This window comes from Desulfobacca acetoxidans DSM 11109 (assembly GCF_000195295.1).
GTDB classification, from domain to species: Bacteria; Desulfobacterota; Desulfobaccia; order Desulfobaccales; family Desulfobaccaceae; genus Desulfobacca; species Desulfobacca acetoxidans.
In genome coordinates this window covers 2703935-2724769 of the sequence record NC_015388.1, presented here as the reverse complement: position 1 = coordinate 2724769, position 20835 = coordinate 2703935, and the positions used below count along the sequence as shown (strand labels likewise).

Sequence of the window (20835 nt, the reverse complement as noted above, 5' to 3'; positions counted from 1 at the left end):
CTAAAACAGGCCGGGAATCTTCATGCCGCCGGTGAGCTTGGCCATCTCATCGGCTACCATCTCCCGGGAACGGTTCAGGGCATCATTGACCGCGGCGAGAACCAGATCCTGGAGCAGGTCGACATCCTCCGAATTAACCACCTCCGGGTCGATGCGCAGGGAGATCAGTTCCTGGCGACCGTTGGCCACTACTTCCACCATACCGCCGCCTGCCTGTGCGGTGACGGTCCGGTTGCCCAATTCCTCCTGCATGGCCAACATCTTACTCTGCAGTTTCTGAGCCTGTTTCATCATGCTGCCTAAGTTTTTCACTTCTTGTTCTCCTTTGCCACATCGGTGGGCATTGTCTCAGTCAGCCAGGTACCCCCAAAAATGCCTTCGGCCAACTGTTTGATTTCGTCAAGTGACAATTGACGTCGGGATGCAGGGGTCTCGCGGCTGGACTTGGCGGCGGCAGTGGCTTCAATGACCAATTGGCATTGCGGGCCGAAAAAATCCCGCGCCAGGGCTTGAATCTGTTCCAGATGCTCGGGCTGGGCAGTGCGCCAGGCGGGGCCGGGGGCGACATGGAGACGTCCGTCTCTCTGTTTATGGAGGTGGCTGTTGTGGAGCTTTCCCCCTAAAGGTATGCCGCCCCTTTGCGTTACAAAATGTACAAACGATTCCCACGATGCCGGGCTGTCGCCCTTGGAGGGCTCGGCCACCGACGGCGCCTTTGACGTTTGCGATGATCGATCAACCGACTTTCCCTGAGAGACGGATCTCTGGGGTGCATCAGTCCCTAGAGCTGGAATATGTCCCTGATCCAGCTTCATTTCGAGAGCTGACAACCGCGTCAGCCACTCGGGCAGGTCCAGCAGCGGTTCCAAACTTACCAGGCGCAGCAATAATATCTCCAGGGACAGGCGCGGCAAGGGGGAACGCCGCAGTTCTTCTTCCCCTTTTAAGAGTGTTGTCAGCAGATTGAACAGATGAGCCAGATTGGTCTGGCGGGCCATCTCCTGCAAACGGTCCCACTCCTGGTCGGCGAGATCCGCCAGCCGCCGGACTTCCGGGCCGAGCGCGGCGATGACCAGGTGTCGACTGAAAAAGAGCAGATCATGGAAAAAGCGCCGGAGATCGTGGCCGTGCTCATGCAGTTCAGCTAAAATATCGAGGAGCTGGGCCGCCTGGCGGTTCAGTATAGCCTCCAGGGTTTGCAGCAACAGGAGCCGATCGGTTACCCCGAGGATACGGGCGATCTCCGGGGGAGAGACCTCGGTGCCGCCGAAGGTGATCACCTGATCCAATAAACCTTGGGCGTCCCGCATGCCGCCTTCGGCCTCTTGGGCGATGAGCAGCAGTCCCTCCGGTGCTAGATGCCAGCCCTCCTGGGCCGTGAGATTCGCCAGATGCGCCTGGATGGCGGCAGTGGACAGCCTTTTGAAGTCATAACGCTGGCAGCGGGATAGAATAGTCACCGGCACTTTGTGCGATTCCGTGGTGGCCATGATAAAGATGGCGTGCGGCGGCGGCTCCTCCAGGGTTTTCAACAGGGCATTGAAGGCCTCTTTGGTAAGCATGTGGACTTCATCGATGATGAAGACTTTATAACTGCCATGAGCCGGCAGATATTTAATATTCTCTCGTAGTTCCCGTACCTCATCGATGCCGCGGTTGCTGGCGCCGTCGATTTCCAGGACGTCTAGGCTGTGTCCCTGGGTGATCTCTACACATGATTGGCATCGGTTGCAAGGCGTCGGCGCCGGACCCTCGGCGCAATTCAAGGCCTTGGCCAGGATGCGGGCTATCGAGGTCTTGCCCACCCCTCGGGGTCCGCTGAACAGAAAGGCGTGGGCTACCCGTCCCGACTCCAGGGCGTTTTTCAACGTTCGGGTGATATGCTCCTGACCGACAACTTCGTCAAAATTTTGGGGCCGCCATTTGCGGGCCAAGACTTGATAGGACATGACCTTGGAATAGTCTGGATTGAGCTTATGAATGTTTAACTGTATTCAGCCGTCAGCTTAATAATGAGGTAAACCGCTATGATAGGAGATTATGGGTAATCTATCAAGATTCTAAGCTTACACCTGACTTGTTGATTTAGCTGAAAGCTGTCTGCTAATAACTGAATGCTTATAAATGTTTTACCTTTACCGGCGCTCGTTAGCAAGCGATTTTCTGGAAGGGCGGAAAACCCTGCGAGTTAAAAGGGAGAAAAATACGCCAACCCCATGGTGGCCGCAGGCATCGGAAAAATTCTACTCTTTACCCTGTGGCGCAGGCTTTCAGCCCGTGTGGGATATTTCTTTTGATTAGCTCCAAACCCGAAACTCGAAACTTATTTTCTTTCCCCAAATACTCGGATTGTATCCATCTCTGTATTAAAATGCAGACGCCGCAGTTTTGGGTGAGCCAGCAAAAAAGACAGGGAAAGAATGATAGCCAGGCTGGCACCGAGACGCACCGTGAAACACGGACCGAAATATTGCCCTAAAGTTCCATAAAAAAAGTTTCCTATGGGGGTAAAGCCGATAAAGGTAAAACTGAACAGCGACATAATGCGGCCGCGCAATTCATCCGGAACATTAAGTTGAAAAAGGCTGTTGCTGGTGGAAATATTAACGGTTAGGCCGAAACCGGCGATAAAGAGGCATACGAGGGCGAGTTTATAGTTTTCAGTACAGGAGAAAAAAAGCAGGGCCAGAAACATTAGGAAGGCGCCGCCCCAGAAAAAATATACCGGGGAATGGCGACGGATAAACGTGGCCAGGGTAAGAGCCCCAAAAAAGGCCCCCAAACCGCTGGCGGCCATCAAAAAACCATAGCCTTCCGGGCCGGTTCCGAGAACATCCCGGGCAATCATAGGCAGCAGGACGGTAAAAGAGAAGGCGAAGATGGAGTTGCAGGCCATAATGGTCATCATCCAGCCCAATTCCGGACGCTGATGTCGGATAAAGGTTAATAACTCCTGTAGTCCGGCCAGGGTACGGGGGCGAGCACGCAGGGTAGATTGATAATGCAGGCGTAAGAGCGACAGGCAGATAAGCGGCGCCAGGAAACTGAGAGCGTTGAGAAAAAAACAATTAGCAATGCCCACGGAGGCGATCAGCAGGCCGGCAAAGGCCGGCCCGAGGGCGCGGGTGCCATTAAACAGACTGGAATTTAGGGCAATGGCGTTAGGCAGGTCGGATTTGCCTACCAGATCAATGATGAATGCCTGGCGTCCGGGAATATCAAAGGCCATAGCGGTTCCGACCCCAAAGACCAGGATCATGATCTGCCAGATGGCCACCAGATCAAACGCCACTAGGAGGCCCAAGATCAGGGCCAGCAGCAGGCCGGCAGCATTGGTGAGCATCACCATCCGCCTCTTATCGGCGTGATCGGCAATGACTCCTCCCCAAAAGGAGAAGAGCAACATCGGCAGGGTATGCAAGGCCCCGGCCAGGCCGAGCAGGAAGGCGGAATTGGTCAGGGTCAGGACCAACCATCCCTGGGCTACGACCTGCATCCAACTGCCGATGAGCGAAATCGTCTGCCCCAGAAAGAACAGACGGTAATTGCGGTGGCGAAAAGAGGCAAAGGTTTCGGTAAATGCGGATGGCATATCAATCAGGGGCCTTATTTAGAAAGGCCCGAGGGCACCCGGCGGAGATACTTCCGCCCGCCTGGCTTGGTCCTGCGCCGGAAAGCTCTCCGTTAACCGGGAATTGATCATGCCTGGGAGCTCTCTTCCCCCAATACCTGGCGCAGCTCATCTCCTTCCAGAACTTCCTGGTCGAGCAGCAGTTTGGCCACCCGATCCAAGGTAGAGCGCCTGCTCTCCAGAATCTCTTTGGCTCGATCATGCGCCTGGGCGATTAAGGCGCTTACTTCCCGGTCGATTTCCTGGGCCGTGAGTTCGCTATAATCTTTGGCAGAAGGCGGCATCATCGTTTCGAGAAAGAGCGGCCGCCGCTCCCGTTCAAAGGTCATCGGTCCCAACTTCGGGCTCATGCCGTATTCCCGCACCATGCTGCGGGCGATATCCGTGGCTCGAAAGAGGTCGTTCTGGGCGCCGGTGGAGGCCTCCTGGAAGATGATCTCTTCGGCTACCCGGCCACCCAACAGGACCGCCAGACGTTCCTCCAGTTCGGTCTTGGTCATCAGATACCGGTCTTCGGTGGGGAGCTGCAAAGTATAACCCAAGGCCCCAATGCCCCGCGGGATGATCGAGACCCGGTGCACCGGATCAGCCGTCGGCAGAGATTCGGCAACCAGGGCATGTCCGGTTTCGTGATATGCTACGATCTCCTTTTCTTTGGGATTCATCACCCGGTTGCGTTTCTCCAACCCCGCCATGACCCGGTCGATGGCTTCTTCGAAGTCATCCATAGCCACCGCACTCTTGTTCTTGCGGGCAGCCAGTAAGGCGGCCTCATTGACGATGTTGGCCAGATCAGCCCCCACCATCCCAGGGGTGCGGGCTGCAATCTTATGCAGGTTGACATCCTCGGCCAGTTTGACGGTCCGCACATGCACCCGCAGGATGTCTTCCCGACCTTTGAGGCTGGGACGGTCTACCAAAATCTGGCGGTCAAAACGGCCCGGGCGAATGAGGGCGGGGTCCAGGATTTCCGGCCGGTTGGTGGCGGACATGATAATAACCCCTTTGCGGGTGTCGAAACCGTCCATTTCGGAAAGCAACTGGTTGAGCGTGTTTTCCCGCTCCTCATGGCCACCGGTGATGGGACTCAGGCTCCGGGCCTTGCCGATGGCGTCGAGCTCATCAATAAAAATAATACAAGGGGCTTTTTCCTGGGCTTGGGCAAAGAGGTCGCGCACCCGGGCGGCGCCTACCCCCACGAACATCTCAACAAAGTCCGAACCGGTGAGGCTTAGAAACGGCACCCCCGCTTCGCCGGCCACAGCCCGGCCCAGGAGGGTCTTGCCGGTGCCCGGAGGCCCTACCAGGAGAACTCCTTTGGGAATCTTTCCTCCCAGGGCCTGGAATTTTTCAGGGTTCTGTAAAAATTCAATGACTTCCTGAAGCTCTTCGATGGCCTCTTCTACTCCGGCGACATCCTTGAAGGTGATCTTGGTCTCGTCTTCCACATAAACCTTGGCCTTGCTCTTGCCGATGGACATGAGGCCGCCGGTAGCGCCGGCGCCAATCTTGCGGATAAAATAAACCCAAACCCCGATCAGGAGCACCATCGGCAGGAGCCAGGAGAGGAGCGCCGTGAGCCACGTCTTATCCAGACGGGCGGTGTAGGTTATGCCCTGCTTATCCAGTCGCTCCAGTAAATTCGCATCCTCCAACCGGATGGTGGTGAAATGCGGTTCTTTGTCTTCCTGTTGCTTCAGCAGCTCCGTCAACTCCGGGTTCTTTCCTTCTTTGGTCAAAAACTCCACCCCGGCAGAAGTCAACCGTCCGGTGATAGCCTCTTTGGACAGGACTAGATCCCTCACTCCTTTTAAATCTACCAGTTGCCGGAAGTCACTGTAACTTATGGTCTGTATCCGTTGCTGTTCGAAATAATTCTGCAAAAAGAAAACAACCAGAAGGAACAACAAAAAATACCAGACGGAAAAGCGAGTTATTTTATTCATGCCCTCAACCTCTAGATACTGCTGCCAATTAAAGTCGCTAACGTCCCTGATGTGCTATAAAAGTTAGAAAAAGGGTTCCTGAGCGGTACTGTAGTCTATTTCAAGAGTATCATTACTAACATAATTTTAATCATCGGCTTTTTCAAGTAGGACGGCGCCGTTCTGAGCTAAGGGTATCTGCCCCGATTTTACAGCCAGGCCGCATATAGAAAGGCCAATGTCAGGGCTGATCCGAGGAGAAAGTGGGTTTTAATGGTAAGCGCCTGTATGGGGATAAACTCTTCATCGGTGGGGGGTGTCTGCCAGGCTAACCGCACTGCCTTTACGGCCAGGGGCAGAGCCACTAACCCGGCAAAGAGGTGTCCGGGAAAGTCAAAAGCTTCCATAAGGAGAGGGAGGCTCAGAAAAGGCGCCAACATCAACCCGGTATAAACCAGGAGGGATTTTTTGAGACCCAGGCGAGCTACCAGGTGCTCCTTGGCAACCGCGGTGTCGGCTTCCAGGTCCGGAAATTCATTGATCCACAGGATGGCGGTGATGAGGCAGGCCAGAGGCAGGCCCACGTAAAAACCCTCTGCAGTTGCCCGCCCGGTTATGGCATAGAATGCACCCAGGGTAAGGACCGGACCGAAGGCCAGGAAGATAGTGAACTCCCCCAATCCCTGGCTCATCAGTTGCACCGGCGAGGCGGAATAAAGATAGGCGGCAGCCAGTCCTGAAAGTCCTAGAACCACCACCCACGGCCGGCCGTGAGTCATGAGGACCAGGCCGCAGATCACCCCCAGCCCCAGACAGGCGTACGCCAGGTTCCTGACGGTTTCGACACTGAGCTCCCCATTTTGGATTACCCGGCTGCCGCCGCTGAAAGGGGTGGCAAAGCGGTTAATGGGGTCGCTTCCAAAAGAATCGTAATAGTCGTTGATCAGGTTGCCGCCCGTGTGCAGCCCGGCCACCCCCAACACCGTCAGGAAGAAATAGAAAAACCCTTCCCAGGTGCCCCGCCAGCAGGCCAAGGCCGCGGTCAAAGCCACCGGCATCAGCGATCCGGTGAGAAAAGGCAGGCGCGCCGCCCGGATAAATACTCCTAAACGCATATCTTTCCCCCCCCTAAATATATATCGGGATTATAAGAACTCCCTTGAAACCTGTCAAAGAAAAATGGTCTCTACCCCTGTTGTCCCATAAGAAGTTTGCCTTTTAAACTCATTATTTGGTATGATATCGCCGTTTACCTGAGGGAAAGTAATGAGGGACCAGTGTCCGGGGGATCGATGATGGTCAGTATTTTCTTAAATACCGGCCGCTGAACACAGGGTACCGATTACTCCTTATTCGACGACACTCCGGGAGGGAGCATCATGACCACGCCTGTCCAGCAGAAAATCCGTGATAAAAAAAGAACTCCACAGCAGATTCTGGATCTGGTCAGATCCGGGGATTGGATACAGCCCGGCTCTGTTGGAGGGGATTCCACCGTCTTGATGAAGGAATTAGCCAAGCGGTTAAGTCCCCAGCTTCGGGATATCGAACTCTGGCTCTACGCCACGTTTTATCCTCATCCGGAATTCCAGCAGGTGGATCCCCTCCAGGAATTTCATTGTATCCACGAACACTTTTTCTTTCCCTGGAACCGGCAGGCCCGCGATCGGCATAACGTCAGCGACTGGACCCACTGGGGCTGGTCGCTGGGTATGTGGTTTCACCATTATCGCTTTGCTCACCGCCAGCCGAAACAACGGGGCATCGACTGGTGGTGGAACGCCGCCAGCCTTCCGGATGAACGCGGTTTCTATAATTTTTCCTATGGGACCAATAATTGCAATATCTTTCGCCAGACTGCCAAAAATATTGTCTTGGAGGTCCGGGCCGACTACCCCTGGGCTGAAGGCGGCCGTTTCAACACCATTCACATCGACGAAATTGATTACTGGGTAGAGGTGGATACCGAGCTCCATGCCTGGCCCCAGGTCAATGAACGTCTCTTGCAGCCCAAGCCCGAGGAGATGCAGATCGCCCATCACATTATGGGCATCATGCGGGACCGGGACGTCATCCAACTCGGCATCGGTTCACTGCCCTCAGCCTGTGTTGCGGCCATGGCCGAAGCCGGGTTCCAGGATCTGGGTATTCATACCGAGATGCTCAACTACGGCCTCATCCGGATGATTGAATCAGGACAGGTCACCAACCGTTATAAGAATATCGACCGGGGTCGTAGCGTCTGGTGCTTTGCCTTTCCCTTCGATGCCGAATGGTATTACGATACGGTGCACCGGAACCAAAACCTGGCCGTCTATGATATCGGCTATACCAACAACCTCTATAACCTGGCCCGCATCGACCATATGATCGCCATCGACAACTGCGTGGCCGTGGACCTCCTGGGGCAGCAGTGCTGTAGTTTCTACCATAAGCGGCCCATCTCCGGCTCCGGGGGCTACTTTCAATTCATTTCGTTCTGTTCCCAGTCCAAGGGCGGCCGGGCCGTGGCCTCGATGACCTCCCGCAGTAAACATGGCAGCTCTCGCATCGTTCCCTTCCTGCCCGAAGGTTCGGCAGTGGACGTGCCAGCCCAATTGTCGCATTATATCTGTACTGAATACGGCATCGTCAACCTGAGGGGACTGAGCGGCTACGAACGCGCCGCAGCTCTGATCTCCATCGCTCACCCCGAGGACCGGGAATGGCTCTCCCAAGAGGCCCACAAAGCCGGGCTATTGCCCCCTAAATTCCCCGTCCCTATGCTGGCCCAGGAAGGTGGGGACCGGCGCTATCCCTCCTACGAGGACCGGCGGAATTACAAGATCCCGTTTCACAGCGATTTTTGGGGCTTCGATTGGGATCCCTATCAATCCGGTAAGTAGCAAGTTGTTCGTTTCTGGTTTCTAGTGTATAAATCTTGGTTTTTGGTTTTCGGTTTCCTGTTGGCCGGGAAATAACTTCCTTGAATCTCCTCTCCCTCCGAGGGTTGGGGTGAGGGCAAAAATAGAGTCATTTTTAACGATGATCGGAAGGATACTTCAATGCAAGCCATGGTCTTGGAATTCCCTGCGCCTATCGGCAGTAATCCCCTCCATCTGGTAGAGCTCCCCCCGCTGTTGCCGGGACCGGGGGAGCTGATGATAGAGATAAGTTATTGCGGCGTCTGTCACACTGATCTGCATATCGTAGAGGGGGAGCTACCTCTGGCCCGGCTGCCACTCGTTCCCGGTCATCAGGTGGTCGGTCGGGTGAAGGAGTTGGGACCGCGTACCAAGCGGTTCCAGGTCGGTGATCGGGTAGGGCTGGCCTGGTTTCACTGGGCCTGCGGCAACTGTCGTTTTTGTGCCAAAGGTCTGGAGAACCTGTGCGAACAGGCGCAGTTTACCGGTTATCACCGCGATGGCGGCTATGCCCAGATGACCGTGGCGCCGGCTGATTTTGCGTATCGCCTGCCCGAGAATTTTCCCGACCTGGAGGCGGCGCCGCTGCTCTGCGCCGGCATTATCGGCTACCGGGCCCTTCGGCTTAGTGAGATCAAACCGGGGGGGAGATTGGGGCTGTATGGTTTTGGTGCTTCGGCCCATATCGCCATCCAGGTGGCCCGTTACTGGAACTGTGAAGTCTTTGTCTTTACCCGCAGTCCTGGCCACCAGGAGTTGGCCCGGAAACTGGGGGCCGCCTGGGTGGGACAGGCCCAGGACCTTCCGCCGGCCCCCCTGGACAGCGCCATCATCTTCGCCCCCGCCGGCAGCCTGGTCCCGGAGGCATTACGGGTTTTGGATAAAGGCGGCGTTCTGGCCCTGGCCGGTATCTATATGTCACAGATTCCGTCTTTGGATTATGAAAAACATCTTTATTACGAGAAAACCGTGCGTTCGGTGACTGCCAGTACCCGCCGGGACGGCGAGGAACTCCTCCGGTTAGCGGCGGAGATTCCTATCCACACCGAAACCCAGGTCTTTGACCTTGCCGAGGCAAACAAGGCCCTGCAGCTTATCAAAGCCGGAAAGATCAACGGTGCCGCGGTATTGGCCATTAATCCATAAAGAGATGGGGACGTAACCTATAGACAGTGGACAGTGGACAGTGAACCGCCAAGATAGGGGAAATTACTGGAGGTATAAATCCATTATTCTCAGCACTCATGATCTCTAATAAAGCAGAGGGCCTGCTGTTGGCGCGGATCAGCCACTACTTGAACAAAGCGGCCGCCGGTAACCGCGGGAACATCGATCACCTTGATGAATTCCTCGAATCTCTGAGCCTCGGGCAGGATGCGGCTTAAAATATTAGGTGAGTTCTGGAAAAATTCGAGATTAAAGTCAGCCTGAGGGTCATCCGGATACAGCGGCAGGTAGATAATCTGGGATTCCACCAGATCTTGAAAGAAATGGGTGCCGTATGACACATCCGGGATGTGTCCCGCCTCTTCCCGCGCTATTTCCACCAGGACTGAGGTATGGTTGATATCGGCATAGGTAGTGTTTATTCCGAGCGCCACGTTGGAACTGCCCCACCGTCCCGGCCCCATCATCATGATCTGCTGACGGACAATTTCCGGATGGCGATTAATCTCCCCCACGATCCTTCCCATCTCCTGTTTTAATTCCAAGGAGGCCTTTCTGGCGTAGGATTCTGCCCCAATGTAGAGAATGTATCGAATATTCGGGACTGTCCCGCCTGAAATTGTCCGATTGGCCCGGAACAGGATACAATCAGGAGCGATATCCTCCGGGATACTGGCAACCTCCGTCAAACCCGTCAACCGCATGGGACGGCACTGGACCAGATTGATCTTTATTCTGCCCTCGGCATCTACAAAAGCGGTGAATTCCATGTCGATGGGGTAACCGTAGGCCTTCTCGAGTTTTGCCAGGAGCGTTCTCATGATCTTGACAAAATCAGTCCGGGCGATAAGACGGTTGAAGGTCAGGATGCCGTCCTTGAGGCTTTTGAGCCGCGGTCCGCTCGGCTCTCTAAGGTAGCCATCATCCAGAAAAGAAAAATATAGATGCAGGTTAGGAAAGTCCAGATCCGAGATCGCCCTGGCCACCGGCGTGCTGGCGAAGTCATTGGCTGATAAATCCAGCAGGTCCATCTCCCGCTGCGAGTAGGTTGCCACTTTGCAGCCGACTTCGGGGCGCAGTTGCGGGTGGCTGACGGCAATCATCCTCGGATAATCTCCTCCTACCCGGTTGACGGCCCGCGTTCCCAACCCGAAGACCAGTCGGATGATTCCCTGGTTTGGATCTATCCGGTCGGTCCAGCGGTAGAGGTTGTGTGAGAAGGCCACGCCTGCCAGGGGTGGGAAAAAAAAGCTTTTATATCGCATACCCGAGACGCGTTGTACCAGGATAGCCATCTGTTCGTCGGATTCTCCTAAGCCTCGTAGGTGTCGATATGACAGGGCATCCGGATTCACGGCGCTGGCATAGACCAATTTCACGGTTCTAAGAAAATACTCCATCCGTTCTTCGGGATCGCCCTGGTTAACACAGAACTCACTCCGATATTTGCCGGCAAAAGAGTTGCCGAAACCGTCCTCCAGCAGACTGCTCGATCTGACAATAATCGGCGCCTGGCCAAAATAAGCAAGTAGATCTTTGAACTGCTCCATAATCTCCTGGGGGAAACTGCCTGCCAAAAAACGCTCTTCAACCTTTTCGAACTCTTCCGGCGAAATCTGGGAATTCCTGGTCAAGCGCAGCCGCAGGCGGAACAGATCATTATTGACCAGAAAGGTGAAAAAGACGTCCGAACCGATAAAAAAAGAGTCATGCTCCTCCAAAACCCCGGAGAAGTCTAACTCACTAGAATCATTTAGAAGTATTCTGCGGGCCAGCAGCATCCCCGCCGCCTTGCCGCCAATGCGCCCGGAACCGATCAAACGGTTTCTAATGCTCAGAAGATCGTTGAGAGTCAGATACTTGTCCGCCAGACGACGGAATTCCGGGTGCCCGCCGATGATCATCTGGGAAAGCTCCTGCTTGAGAGCCTGAATCTCCGGCGTAGCCTCCAGAAAACTGAGTTCGTCCTCGCTGTACTGGGCCAGTTTGCGGTAGACGCTATCCCAGGGGGCTATCGAATCGGCCTTGACTTTCAGGGGGCTCTTGCTGGCAGTCTGCGATATGGCGGAGGCATCTCCGCTCACCAGGACCGGGGTGAGAATGCCGTTGCTGAGCAGGTGCGGCAGGAACATTTGAGAGGAATACCGGTCCCATACCTTGAGCGGATGGATATAAAGCCGGTCCCCGACATGGTAGAAATCTATCAGGACCTGGGTAGTGTCCCTGATCCGGGCCACGGCGCTATGGGAGTGCTGTCCTCGGGTCAGGGCGAAATACGCCACGGTATCTAGTTCCCGCAGATATGGGCAGGTCAACTGAAAGAAATTCGCCAGGAGCTCATCGGTGGCCCACTCGGCCACCAGCGCCGAAAGGTTGTCAAAGACGTAGAATACGCCCCTGCCATTCTCGTCGATGATCTTGTTTAACTGGGCGCTGAAGGAGTCAAAACCCGGGCGTGGATCAACTTCTTCAGCCAGGAAGCCGGACAGCGGCGTCAGGATATCGCAATGCGGGATAAAGTGGACGTAGATGACCCGGCGGCGGTCCAGCAGGGCTTGCCTGACGAAAGGAATCGCCGCTTTGCGGTAGGTATCCAGTCCGTCCACCTGCCAGACGACGTTATCTCCGAGGCGAAGCCCCTGCAGGATGCTGTCCAGAGCCGGTATGCCGCTGCCAATGACCGGAGAATGTTGCATCGCGCACCTTTTTGAGGTTTACGAAAAGGTTCGGAGGTTATTTCCGTGGGGTTTCACCGATGCCGATAAATGGCACCGCGCCGCCGCCGGTGACCTGAGGCAGGATGCCATTCCATTTCTCTATTGCCCTGAGATTGGCCTCAACCCTTCTGAGCTCTATCAGGTCGGGCGAAATATTCGCTCTCTGCAGCCGTAAAGACTCTGCCTCCGCCGTGGCTGCGGTAATCTTCTGTTCCGCTTCTATCTTGATCCTCTCCAGGTCTCGGCGCGCCTTCAGGGCAAGCTGTTCCGCCGTCTGCTTGGCTTCAATAGCCTCCATAAATATCTTCGAAAAGCTGAAGCCGACGATGGAGAAGGCATCTACGGCGATGTTGTGCTCCATGAGCCTCTCACTCAGGGTTGTCCGCATGGCCTCGCTCACGGCCGGACGCTTGGTGATCAACTCCTCGGCGGTATACCTGGCCGTTACTGCCTTGACCACTTCCTGGACTGCCGGGTCTATGATGCGATCTTTAAAATAAACGCCGATAGTCTGGTAGACAACGTTTGCCTTATCAGGAATAATATGGTAGTTCAGCGCTACTTCGGAACTTACTTCCTGAAGATCAGAGGAGGAGGCGGCGGCGTTGGTCAGAGATTTTTGCACCTTGACGTCCATCAAGGCAATCGTCTGAACAACAGGCATCCTGAAGTGTAAGCCTTCACCCAGCACGTAATCCTGGACCGCGCCAAAATTGAGAATCACGCCTCTTTCCCCCGCCCCGACCTGAACCCAGGGACGCGACAACAGGAAAAGCAGCAGGATAATCCCGATTACCAGAACCAACCGCATGGGGCCTTTCTGAGTTATCATCCGCATAGCCCGTTCGACATCATAATTTGTCATAAAACACCTCGTGCGTTACGCGTCCCAACGGCCGCCAGCAAAAGTAACGTTAAAAAGGGGATGGAAAGTAACTCTTCTCGGGTTACCTTAATAAACCATCCCCTTCCGGTTGACACCTAATACTAATTTGATGTCAAATATAGAGTAATTGAAAAAACGTAACACTTCAGTTGTTTGGGGCGAATACAAGATTCGCCCCTACAGACGGGTCTGTCGATGCTACGGTGCTGTAGGGTGGGCACCGTCAATCATGTTCCTGATTTATTATCTCAGATAGCTGAAGTATTACGAAAAAACTATCGGTGGCACAGGCGTCCCGCCTGTGCAATATTGAACAGGCTGGAAGCCTGTTCCACCTTATTTAATCGATCTTTAAGTCATTTGTGCTAAACTCTAACTTTGATGTTAAATTAGTATAAGTTGTTCAGCAGATTTTAGATCGACAATCCGGCGCCGAATTTCTCTCTTAAGAGCCGAGTGTCCAGGTCGGCTGATCCATCTAGTGTCTTACTATCAGGTTTTTGATCATAAGTCCATGATTATCGGTCGCCGGCGCCGAACTTATTCCGGTTCGCCGCTAAGTCTAGATTCCCCCCGTAGGGGCGAATCTTGTATTCGCCCTCAGATAGGGGCGCCCCTATTTTGATTGCGAATCGGCATTAAATCCAGCCCCGGAGCCGCATCGCTTCCACCACGCGCTCCACCGCCACCACATAGGCGGCCTGACGCATATTGATGACAAACTTTCTGGAGGTCTCCAGGACCTCATGATAGGCCCGGGTCATTTTGGTGTCCAGCTTCTCATGAACTTCTTTTTCATCCCAATAGTACATATAGGCATTTTGTACCATTTCGAAATATGAGACGGTTACTCCGCCGGCGTTGCAGAGGAAATCAGGGATAACGTGTATCCCTTTGCGGTACAGGATCTCGTCCGCTTCCGGGGTGGTAGGGCCGTTGGCCAGTTCCACAATGATCTTGGCCTTCACCCGGTCGGCATTCTTCGCCGTCAGGACTCCCTCCAGGGCGGCCAGCACCAGGATGTCCACGTCCATTTCCATGAGCGACTGGCTGCTGACGTCCTCGGTGCCCTCGCAGTGGCAGACCGACAGGGTATCCTGCTTGTGCTGCGTCAGTTTGGGGATGCAGATGCCATCTTTACAGCCCACCGCCCCCTTGGAATCGCAGACGGCCACAATTTTGCAGCCGAACATCGATTCCGCCAGGGAGGCAGCATAACAACCGGCATTGCCATATCCCTGAATGGCCATAGTGGCCTTGCTGAGGTCGATACCAAGTTCCCGGGCCGCCTCGCGCAGGGTGAACATGCCGCCCCGGGCGGTAGCGTCGGACCGTCCGGGGGAGCCACCCAGCGGCAGGGGTTTGCCGGTGATCACCCCGAATTGGTTGTTGCCCACCATCGAGGAGTACTCATCCACCATCCAGGCCATGATCTGCGGGTTGGTATAGACGTCGGGCGCCGGTATGTCTTTGGTAGGACTGATAAATTGGCCGATAGCCTTGATGTAGGCCCGACTGATGCGCTCCTGCTCCTGCAGGGATAATTCCTTGGGATTGCATACCACTCCGCCCTTGCCGCCGCCGAGGGGCAGGTCTAGCAGAGAGCACTTCCAGGTCATCCAGGCGGCTAGGGCCCGGACGGTATCAATGGTCTCATCTGGGTGGAAGCGAATCCCCCCCTTGGTGGGTCCCTTGGCATCGTTATATTGGACGCGGTAACCTTCGAAGACCTTAATCGACCCGTCATCCATCCGAACCGGGAAATTGACGTGAAATTCCCGCATGGGACGCAGGAGTACCTCTCGGGCGCTCTGCTCCAGACCCAGAATGTCGGCACAGGTCCTGATCTGCTGTTGGGCGATGTGGAACGGATTATGGTTATGGCTGTGTTCTGTCATCTAATCGACCTCTCCCCTTATGATAAAAAAATTTGTATGATTTTGATACTGCGTGCATTAGTTAGAAATCAGAGGGCGCAGCAGGCTGTAAGGCAAAGACGAAATTCGCTCCTTCAATTGAAGTCTCCAGGCGCGTTCTGATAATTGTGCCGTGGTTGCCAGTTCTGACTCATAAATTTGCCATTAGGCGTCTTTGGCGGCAAATTTCCTGGCATAATCAAGGTAGTGTTTCAGCAGCCAGAGTTTTTCCAGGAATTCGGCCCAGCCGCACTTGGGTTTGGCCCCTTTCTGGGCGTCGGATAGGATGATGCTGCCGTTGGTCACGGTACCCATCAGCTCGTTCCAGATGTCCGCCCAGGTCATCTGGGCCTCCCGCAGCAGGCTATCAAGAACCAGGTGAAAAGTTCTCAAGTCTTCTTCAGGGGACAGAACTTCATGGCTCTCAGGTTGTTTGCCTCCAGGGATGACTTCAAGTTTGCTGAGCATTATTCAACCTCCCTTCGGTTCCGAATGCTGTCGATCTATTGATCCTTCGCAGAGTCTTTTGGCATAGTCAATGTATGCCCGGAGAAGATGAAGTCTCTCGTAAAATTCCGGCCATCCCCCCGTCGGCGTTCGGGCCGCCGGCTCCGGGACCCCGTCTAAGATTTCTTTCCAGGAACGCGGATCTTGGCAGGAATCCCAGATTTCTTCTAAAATCTCAAGGGCGTCATGCATCACGGTGACAGCTATGCCCCGAAAATGACGCAACCTGGCGTTCGTGCGGGCGATCTCTTCCTGGGCGATCTCATCATCGGTTCGGCAGGTTCGGGATGCATCCTTGAGACTTCTTTCCATCAACGCCGCCTTTTAGCTGTAGGGGCGAATCCTGTATTCGCCCTGTAATAATCCATGCCAATATTTTCTGCTGGCGAAATGGCATAAACCGCAGGACGCCTGCTTCGCCGCCAAAGGTAGATTTTAGCTGTAGGGGCGAATCTTGTATCTGCCCTGTAATACTGCGAAGCAACACCTGTGCCAGCACGCCCGGCTAACCGGATGGAATTACCAACCGATTAATATAATTTATCAATGCATGAATCGGCGATCCTGCCGGGTCAGCGGCAGGTGGTTGAGATGGTGGTATTGCAACATCCAAGATGGGGTTCAAAGATCTGGAAAGGGGGGGAGAGGGGCTGCTGCCCTGCGCTATTTTCGGCCTGTGCAAATTTTGCACAGGGGTGCGGCATTATTAACCATACGTTAAACCGGCCATTCGGCCCAGGCAGCGGCACCAGTCAACCATAGCTTTCCAGGCCTCATCGGGGTTGTCCAGTTTGGTTTCCACATGCGCTACCCGGGTATTGCGGAATGCCGTTACCGGTTTGAGGATAGTAAAGAGTTCAGCCATGGCCTGGTCGGCGAAGCATTTTTCTACGTCGGCCCAAACACCCCCGGTTCGATGGCCGCCCCCTTGGGCATAGTCGATACAATAGAGGAGCAGGCCGACCTTGAAGATCGGACGGCCAAAGACCAGATAACCGCGCAGATATTTCTGATAGCGGGATAACAACATCTGTTCTTTTTTGGGCAGGTCTTCGAGATATGGACTGAAATAGGCCCATTGGGAGGCAGTGTCCGGCGGGAGGCAAGGCCGCAGGCGGTTTTCCAAGAGCTTTATGGCATATTCATCCAGCGGGCGTAATAACGGTTGAAACGCATGGCTGAGATCCTGCATTCCGGCCCGTACGGCATAATCCAGGAGATGGACCGCCTGGCGCAGGGAATCTGCCAGCGCCGCGGGTGCTGACGACATACCCGCCTGCTGCAGGACGGCGGTAAACCGGTCTTCTGCTTCCTGTTGGGCGGTGGCCTCTTCCAAAGGGAGCCGGGCCTGTCTCGATTTTTCTTCATCAAGCAGCGTTTTGAGGGAGGGCTCGCAGGCGCGCCGCAGTTCCTCCAGGGTGGCCGGAGCACTCTGTTGAAAGAGGTAGTAGGGAACATAAAGGTAACGCCACCTGACCTTTCCCTGGGAGGCCGCCCGGCACCATTCCACCGCCGTTCTGGCTTTGAGGGGAACCAGGTTGTCCTGTTTGCCTTTCAGTTCCACTAGCAGGTAATCGCCCTCTTTGAGACCTACAAAAAAGTCGGGGATATAGTGGGCGCGATGACCGTCGGGTTTCAGATAGTCAATCATCAGCTTTTGCGGTCCGGCGTTTTTGGCGAAGGCCCTGATATCATCGGCAAAGTCGCAGAAATCGGCGAATTCCTGCTCAAATTCATTTTCGCAAGGCGCCAGGTTGAACATGGTGCGTCGCGCCGTGACCGCCGGACGCTTTTCGGTGCTGCTGGCCTGGTATGGTTTCCAGGTGGAAAGGCGCTGTCCCCGGCTGATCCGCTGGCGTTCTTTCTTCTTGACCGTGCGGCTCAGAATTAATGGGGTAAAGGTGGCCCGAACGTGCTCCATAACGTCGACCTCCCGCATGCGGTGGTCCACTTCTCCGGAAAAGAGGTCCACCTCGCGCTCGAACAGCACCTTGCCGAGGAACTCCTCCACGAGGGGCGTCAATATCTGGTGCGGGTTGCTCAGACGACAGGCCCGGCCGAGCATCTGGGCGAAATACCCTGCCGCCGACCAGGCGTTGGTCAGGAGGCCGGCATCCAACTGCATCCGGGCGACGACTTCATCGGTGAAGAGATGGCGTTCTTTGTACTCCACCGGGCCTGTTTTTCTCCGGCCGACGGGCAGGGGGCTGTAACGCTCCTGGAAATAGCGCCGCACCGCCGCAAAGGTTAAGCCCTGGAGCTCGGCAATGGTTTCCACGGCATCGGAGATGAGCGGGAGTTCTATTTCCAGGTCTGCCACCGGCTTGTTGGCGCGGTCGACAAAGATGGTCACCGTCTGTTTGAAGACTTCCCGGATAGGCAGGTAGCCGATATCCACCCCCTCCTGGGCCAGCTCCTCCTCATAGAGTTTACGGAACGCCGGATGGTGTACCACCGTCACCATTTCCGGGATGCCGGCGGCCGGGAACATGCGGCGCAGGCCGCGGCCCAGGGTCTGTTCCGGGAGAATCCCCGCCTTGGCGGAATAGGGGCGCAAAGGTACGATGGTGGTGACGTTGCGCACGTCCCAGCCCTCCCGGAGCATCATCACGGAAACCACGCAGCGGAACTTGCTGTCTTTGGCGTCCAACTCCCGGGACATCTCCCGCAAGGCCCGGAGGTCATCCGGTTTCATGGCGGTCTCGTTTTCGACGAATTCCTTGATTTCCCGTCCGCCGCGTTTGACAGTTTTCACCTTGCCTTTCAGGCGGGTGTGGATGTTGAGGACCCGGCCTTTAAGGAGAGGGAAGGTGTCGCTGTCCAGGTAGTCGGCAATTTCATTGGCGGCCTGGGCGTCTTCGGTCATGACGAACAGGATCGGTTTGCGCACTCGGTTCCATTCCGCATAGGTCTTTTCATAACGCTGGTAGCCGAGATTCAGGTGGTTGGCGTAGCGTTGGCGGGCCGGGGTTCGCTTATTGCCCCGCTCCACAAGTTCATCGGATTCACCCAGGACCGGCACCTTGACGATCCCGGCGTCCACTGCCTCACCCAGGGGGAAGTCGCAGACGATATGGTGGAACAGCTCGCCGTTGGTATGCTTGGGGGTGGCGGTGAAGTCCAGTTGCAGACAGACGCCGCCGTTGCCCCGGCTAACGCTCTGGCGGTGCAGCGCCTCGATGGCCTTGTTCCAGGCCAGGTCGGGGTCATGCAGGTGGTGGGCCTCATCATTGAGCACCATCAGCCGGGGATGGCGAGTGATCCGTTCCCTCAGCGCCGCGCCGGTGTCCAGAGCCTGGGCCCGCTTCACTGGCGGGCCGAAGATAGCGGCCACGCCCTCGGCCTCTGTGCCGCCGCCGTTAACCCGCGATTCATACAGGCGGTGGATATTGGTCAGGTAGACGGCGCCGCCGGTGCTGGCCCCGCCCGGCTCATCCTGCAGTACTACCTGCACCTGAAAATCAGACTTCCATTCCTCCGGCAGCAGCGGGTCGTGATAAAAAACGACGCAGTTTTCAAAATCATCTTTCAGGCGTTCATAGACCGTCAGGTTGGGGGCAATGATGACAAAGTGCCGGGCCAGGTCGGAGCCCGGTTCGTACAGGCGGTGGAAGTAGCTCCAGACTATCGCCAGGCTCATCACCTTGGTCTTGCCGCCGCCGGTGGCCACCTTGCAGCAGTTCCGGGGCCAGCGGTCTTCCTCCGGGTTGAGGCCCAGGGCCAGGTCATTCAGGCTGCCGCCGCCGAATTCCGTCATCATCTCCGCCAGGCTTTTGATATTTCGCAGTTCATAGAGGTAGATGATGGTCTCAATGGCTTCCCGTTGGGCCCAGTGGTAGCGGAAGGGGATGGCGTTGCCGGCCTCATCGCGGATTTCGTGTTCGGTACTGAACCAATAAGTGAGCAGGGTGCGGGAGGTTTGGCTGACGCCGGCGTAGCCGCCCTGGCGCCAGCCGTCCACTTCCGCCCGGATGCTGCGGACCAGAGAACATTTGCTCGGCCGCCGCCCCGGCTGGATGATGGCCGGACCGCCGGGCATGGGGTTCGGCAGACGGTGACGGAGGGGTTCTTCCCAGGGGTTGAACAGCGGCTCCAGGGCGGCAAGATTTTTTTCGTTTACCTCGAAAGCCATAGATCTCCTCGCTTGCGAACGGGCTTTCTATTTTCCCCCGCGCGTCTATTGTCGGGGCGAATACAAGATTCGCCCCTACGGGATGTGGAAAATCTGTTATTGGCGGGGCGAATACAAGATTCGCCCCTACAGCAAAAGAGATCTCCGTTGTAGGGGCGAACCTTGTGTTCGCCCATCACGCCGGGTGAATATGTGGTTCGCCCCAACAGGATGTGGATAATCTGTTATTGGCGGGGGGAATACGAGATTTGCCCCTACGCGGTATGAATAACCTCTTTGCCGGGGCGAATACAAGATTCGCCCCTATAGAGGCATGGATGATCGGGGAAATTGATTCAACCATATGTCGAAATCATCCTGTCCCTGCGGTTGCGGATTTTCACGATCAAGATGCCATCTCAACGGGTTTGACACAACGTACTCTCGGATTCGATTCAATGCTGCCTCATCACGTACCACATGGTCATAATAATTTCTTTGCCAGAATCTTTTCGAAAACGGAGGCCATCCACGATTCTTGACCCCGGAAATATAAGCCAAAGTCGTGATGGATTTGAATGTTTGTATTATGCGTCCAACAGAATCGTTTGCTGTCCCTCCTGGCCAACCCCCGTCGGGGCGAACCTTCTCGTCAGGGCGAATACAAGATTCGCCCCTACAGCAAAAGAGATCTCCGTTGTAGGGGCGAACCTTGTGTTCGCCCATCACGTCGGGGGGAATATGGGGTTCGCCCCTACGGGATGTGGAAAATCTGTTATTGTCGGGGGGAATATGGGGTTCGGTCCTACCCAACCCGGTAAATAAAAAAATGCAATGAAAATGATTGGGCATGACCACCGAAATGTCCGGTGTCATAAAGGGAAATCTTAGGGGCAAATCTTCCCAGGCATGGCGGACCATTTCTCCTGCTTCATTTAGATTCATCACCCCTTCAATGATGTCGCCTAACAGACAGAGGCGATGTTGAATACAGATGGTAATAAAATATGCGCCCGGTTGACTGTAATCATATCCCGCCACGCGCATGGAACGCCGCTGTTTCATTTTATTG

At 55.3% G+C, this 20835-nt stretch carries 14 protein-coding genes; 2 read left to right on the top strand and 12 right to left on the bottom strand.

Features of this window, described 5'->3' with window-relative positions; all coding sequences use genetic code 11:
• The 5 genes from DESAC_RS12185 to DESAC_RS12165 form a co-directional block, all read right to left on the bottom strand.
• A complete protein-coding gene (locus tag DESAC_RS12185) occupies positions 1-312 on the bottom strand; it encodes a YbaB/EbfC family nucleoid-associated protein (RefSeq protein WP_013707377.1) in 312 nt (103 codons plus the stop codon).
• Positions 309-1949: a DNA polymerase III subunit gamma/tau gene (gene dnaX, locus DESAC_RS12180; RefSeq protein WP_013707376.1), complete on the bottom strand. Its 1641-nt coding sequence runs from the start codon at positions 1947-1949 to the stop codon at positions 309-311. The genes DESAC_RS12185 and dnaX overlap by 4 nt, the downstream gene beginning before the upstream one ends.
• A gap of 374 nt (positions 1950-2323) precedes the next feature.
• Positions 2324-3592 carry an MFS transporter gene (locus DESAC_RS12175; RefSeq protein WP_013707375.1) on the bottom strand — a complete coding sequence of 423 codons (1269 nt, stop codon included), beginning with the start codon at positions 3590-3592 and terminating at the stop codon, positions 2324-2326.
• A gap of 107 nt (positions 3593-3699) precedes the next feature.
• On the bottom strand, positions 3700-5577 hold the full coding sequence (gene ftsH, locus DESAC_RS12170; protein ID WP_013707374.1) for an ATP-dependent zinc metalloprotease FtsH: 1878 nt from the start codon (positions 5575-5577) through the stop codon (positions 3700-3702).
• A 188-nt stretch (positions 5578-5765) separates the two neighbouring features.
• Positions 5766-6671, bottom strand: coding sequence for a prenyltransferase (locus tag DESAC_RS12165; protein WP_013707373.1), 906 nt, complete (start codon positions 6669-6671; stop codon positions 5766-5768).
• Positions 6672-6935: 264 nt separating this feature from the next.
• Between DESAC_RS12165 and DESAC_RS12160 the strand changes: the two genes are divergently transcribed.
• Entirely contained in the window at positions 6936-8441 is a 1506-nt protein-coding gene (locus tag DESAC_RS12160; protein ID WP_013707372.1) for an acetyl-CoA hydrolase/transferase family protein, read from the top strand.
• A 159-nt stretch (positions 8442-8600) separates the two neighbouring features.
• Entirely contained in the window at positions 8601-9605 is a 1005-nt protein-coding gene (locus tag DESAC_RS12155) for a zinc-dependent alcohol dehydrogenase family protein (RefSeq protein ID WP_013707371.1), read from the top strand.
• 89 nt (positions 9606-9694) lie between these two features.
• Here the strand turns inward: DESAC_RS12155 and DESAC_RS12150 are convergent, their stop codons facing one another.
• From DESAC_RS12150 to DESAC_RS16400, 7 genes are all read right to left on the bottom strand, one after another.
• A complete protein-coding gene (locus tag DESAC_RS12150; protein ID WP_013707370.1) occupies positions 9695-12322 on the bottom strand; it encodes a PEP/pyruvate-binding domain-containing protein in 2628 nt (875 codons plus the stop codon).
• 37 nt (positions 12323-12359) lie between these two features.
• Entirely contained in the window at positions 12360-13208 is an 849-nt protein-coding gene (locus tag DESAC_RS12145) for a prohibitin family protein (protein WP_013707369.1), read from the bottom strand.
• A gap of 659 nt (positions 13209-13867) precedes the next feature.
• Complete coding sequence (locus DESAC_RS12140) at positions 13868-15127, bottom strand: Glu/Leu/Phe/Val family dehydrogenase (RefSeq protein WP_013707368.1); 1260 nt, start codon at positions 15125-15127, stop codon at positions 13868-13870.
• Positions 15128-15310: 183 nt separating this feature from the next.
• Complete coding sequence (locus DESAC_RS12135) at positions 15311-15613, bottom strand: hypothetical protein (protein WP_013707367.1); 303 nt, start codon at positions 15611-15613, stop codon at positions 15311-15313.
• A 3-nt stretch (positions 15614-15616) separates the two neighbouring features.
• The gene (locus tag DESAC_RS12130; RefSeq protein WP_013707366.1) at positions 15617-15964 is read right to left on the bottom strand and encodes a hypothetical protein; all 348 of its coding nucleotides are present in this window, start codon (positions 15962-15964) and stop codon (positions 15617-15619) included.
• A gap of 394 nt (positions 15965-16358) precedes the next feature.
• Complete coding sequence (locus DESAC_RS12125; RefSeq protein WP_013707365.1) at positions 16359-19784, bottom strand: DEAD/DEAH box helicase; 3426 nt, start codon at positions 19782-19784, stop codon at positions 16359-16361.
• Between the two features lie 303 nt (positions 19785-20087).
• Positions 20088-20828: a transposase gene (locus tag DESAC_RS16400; RefSeq protein WP_013707364.1), complete on the bottom strand. Its 741-nt coding sequence runs from the start codon at positions 20826-20828 to the stop codon at positions 20088-20090.
• Between the last annotated feature and the right edge of the window lie 7 nt (positions 20829-20835).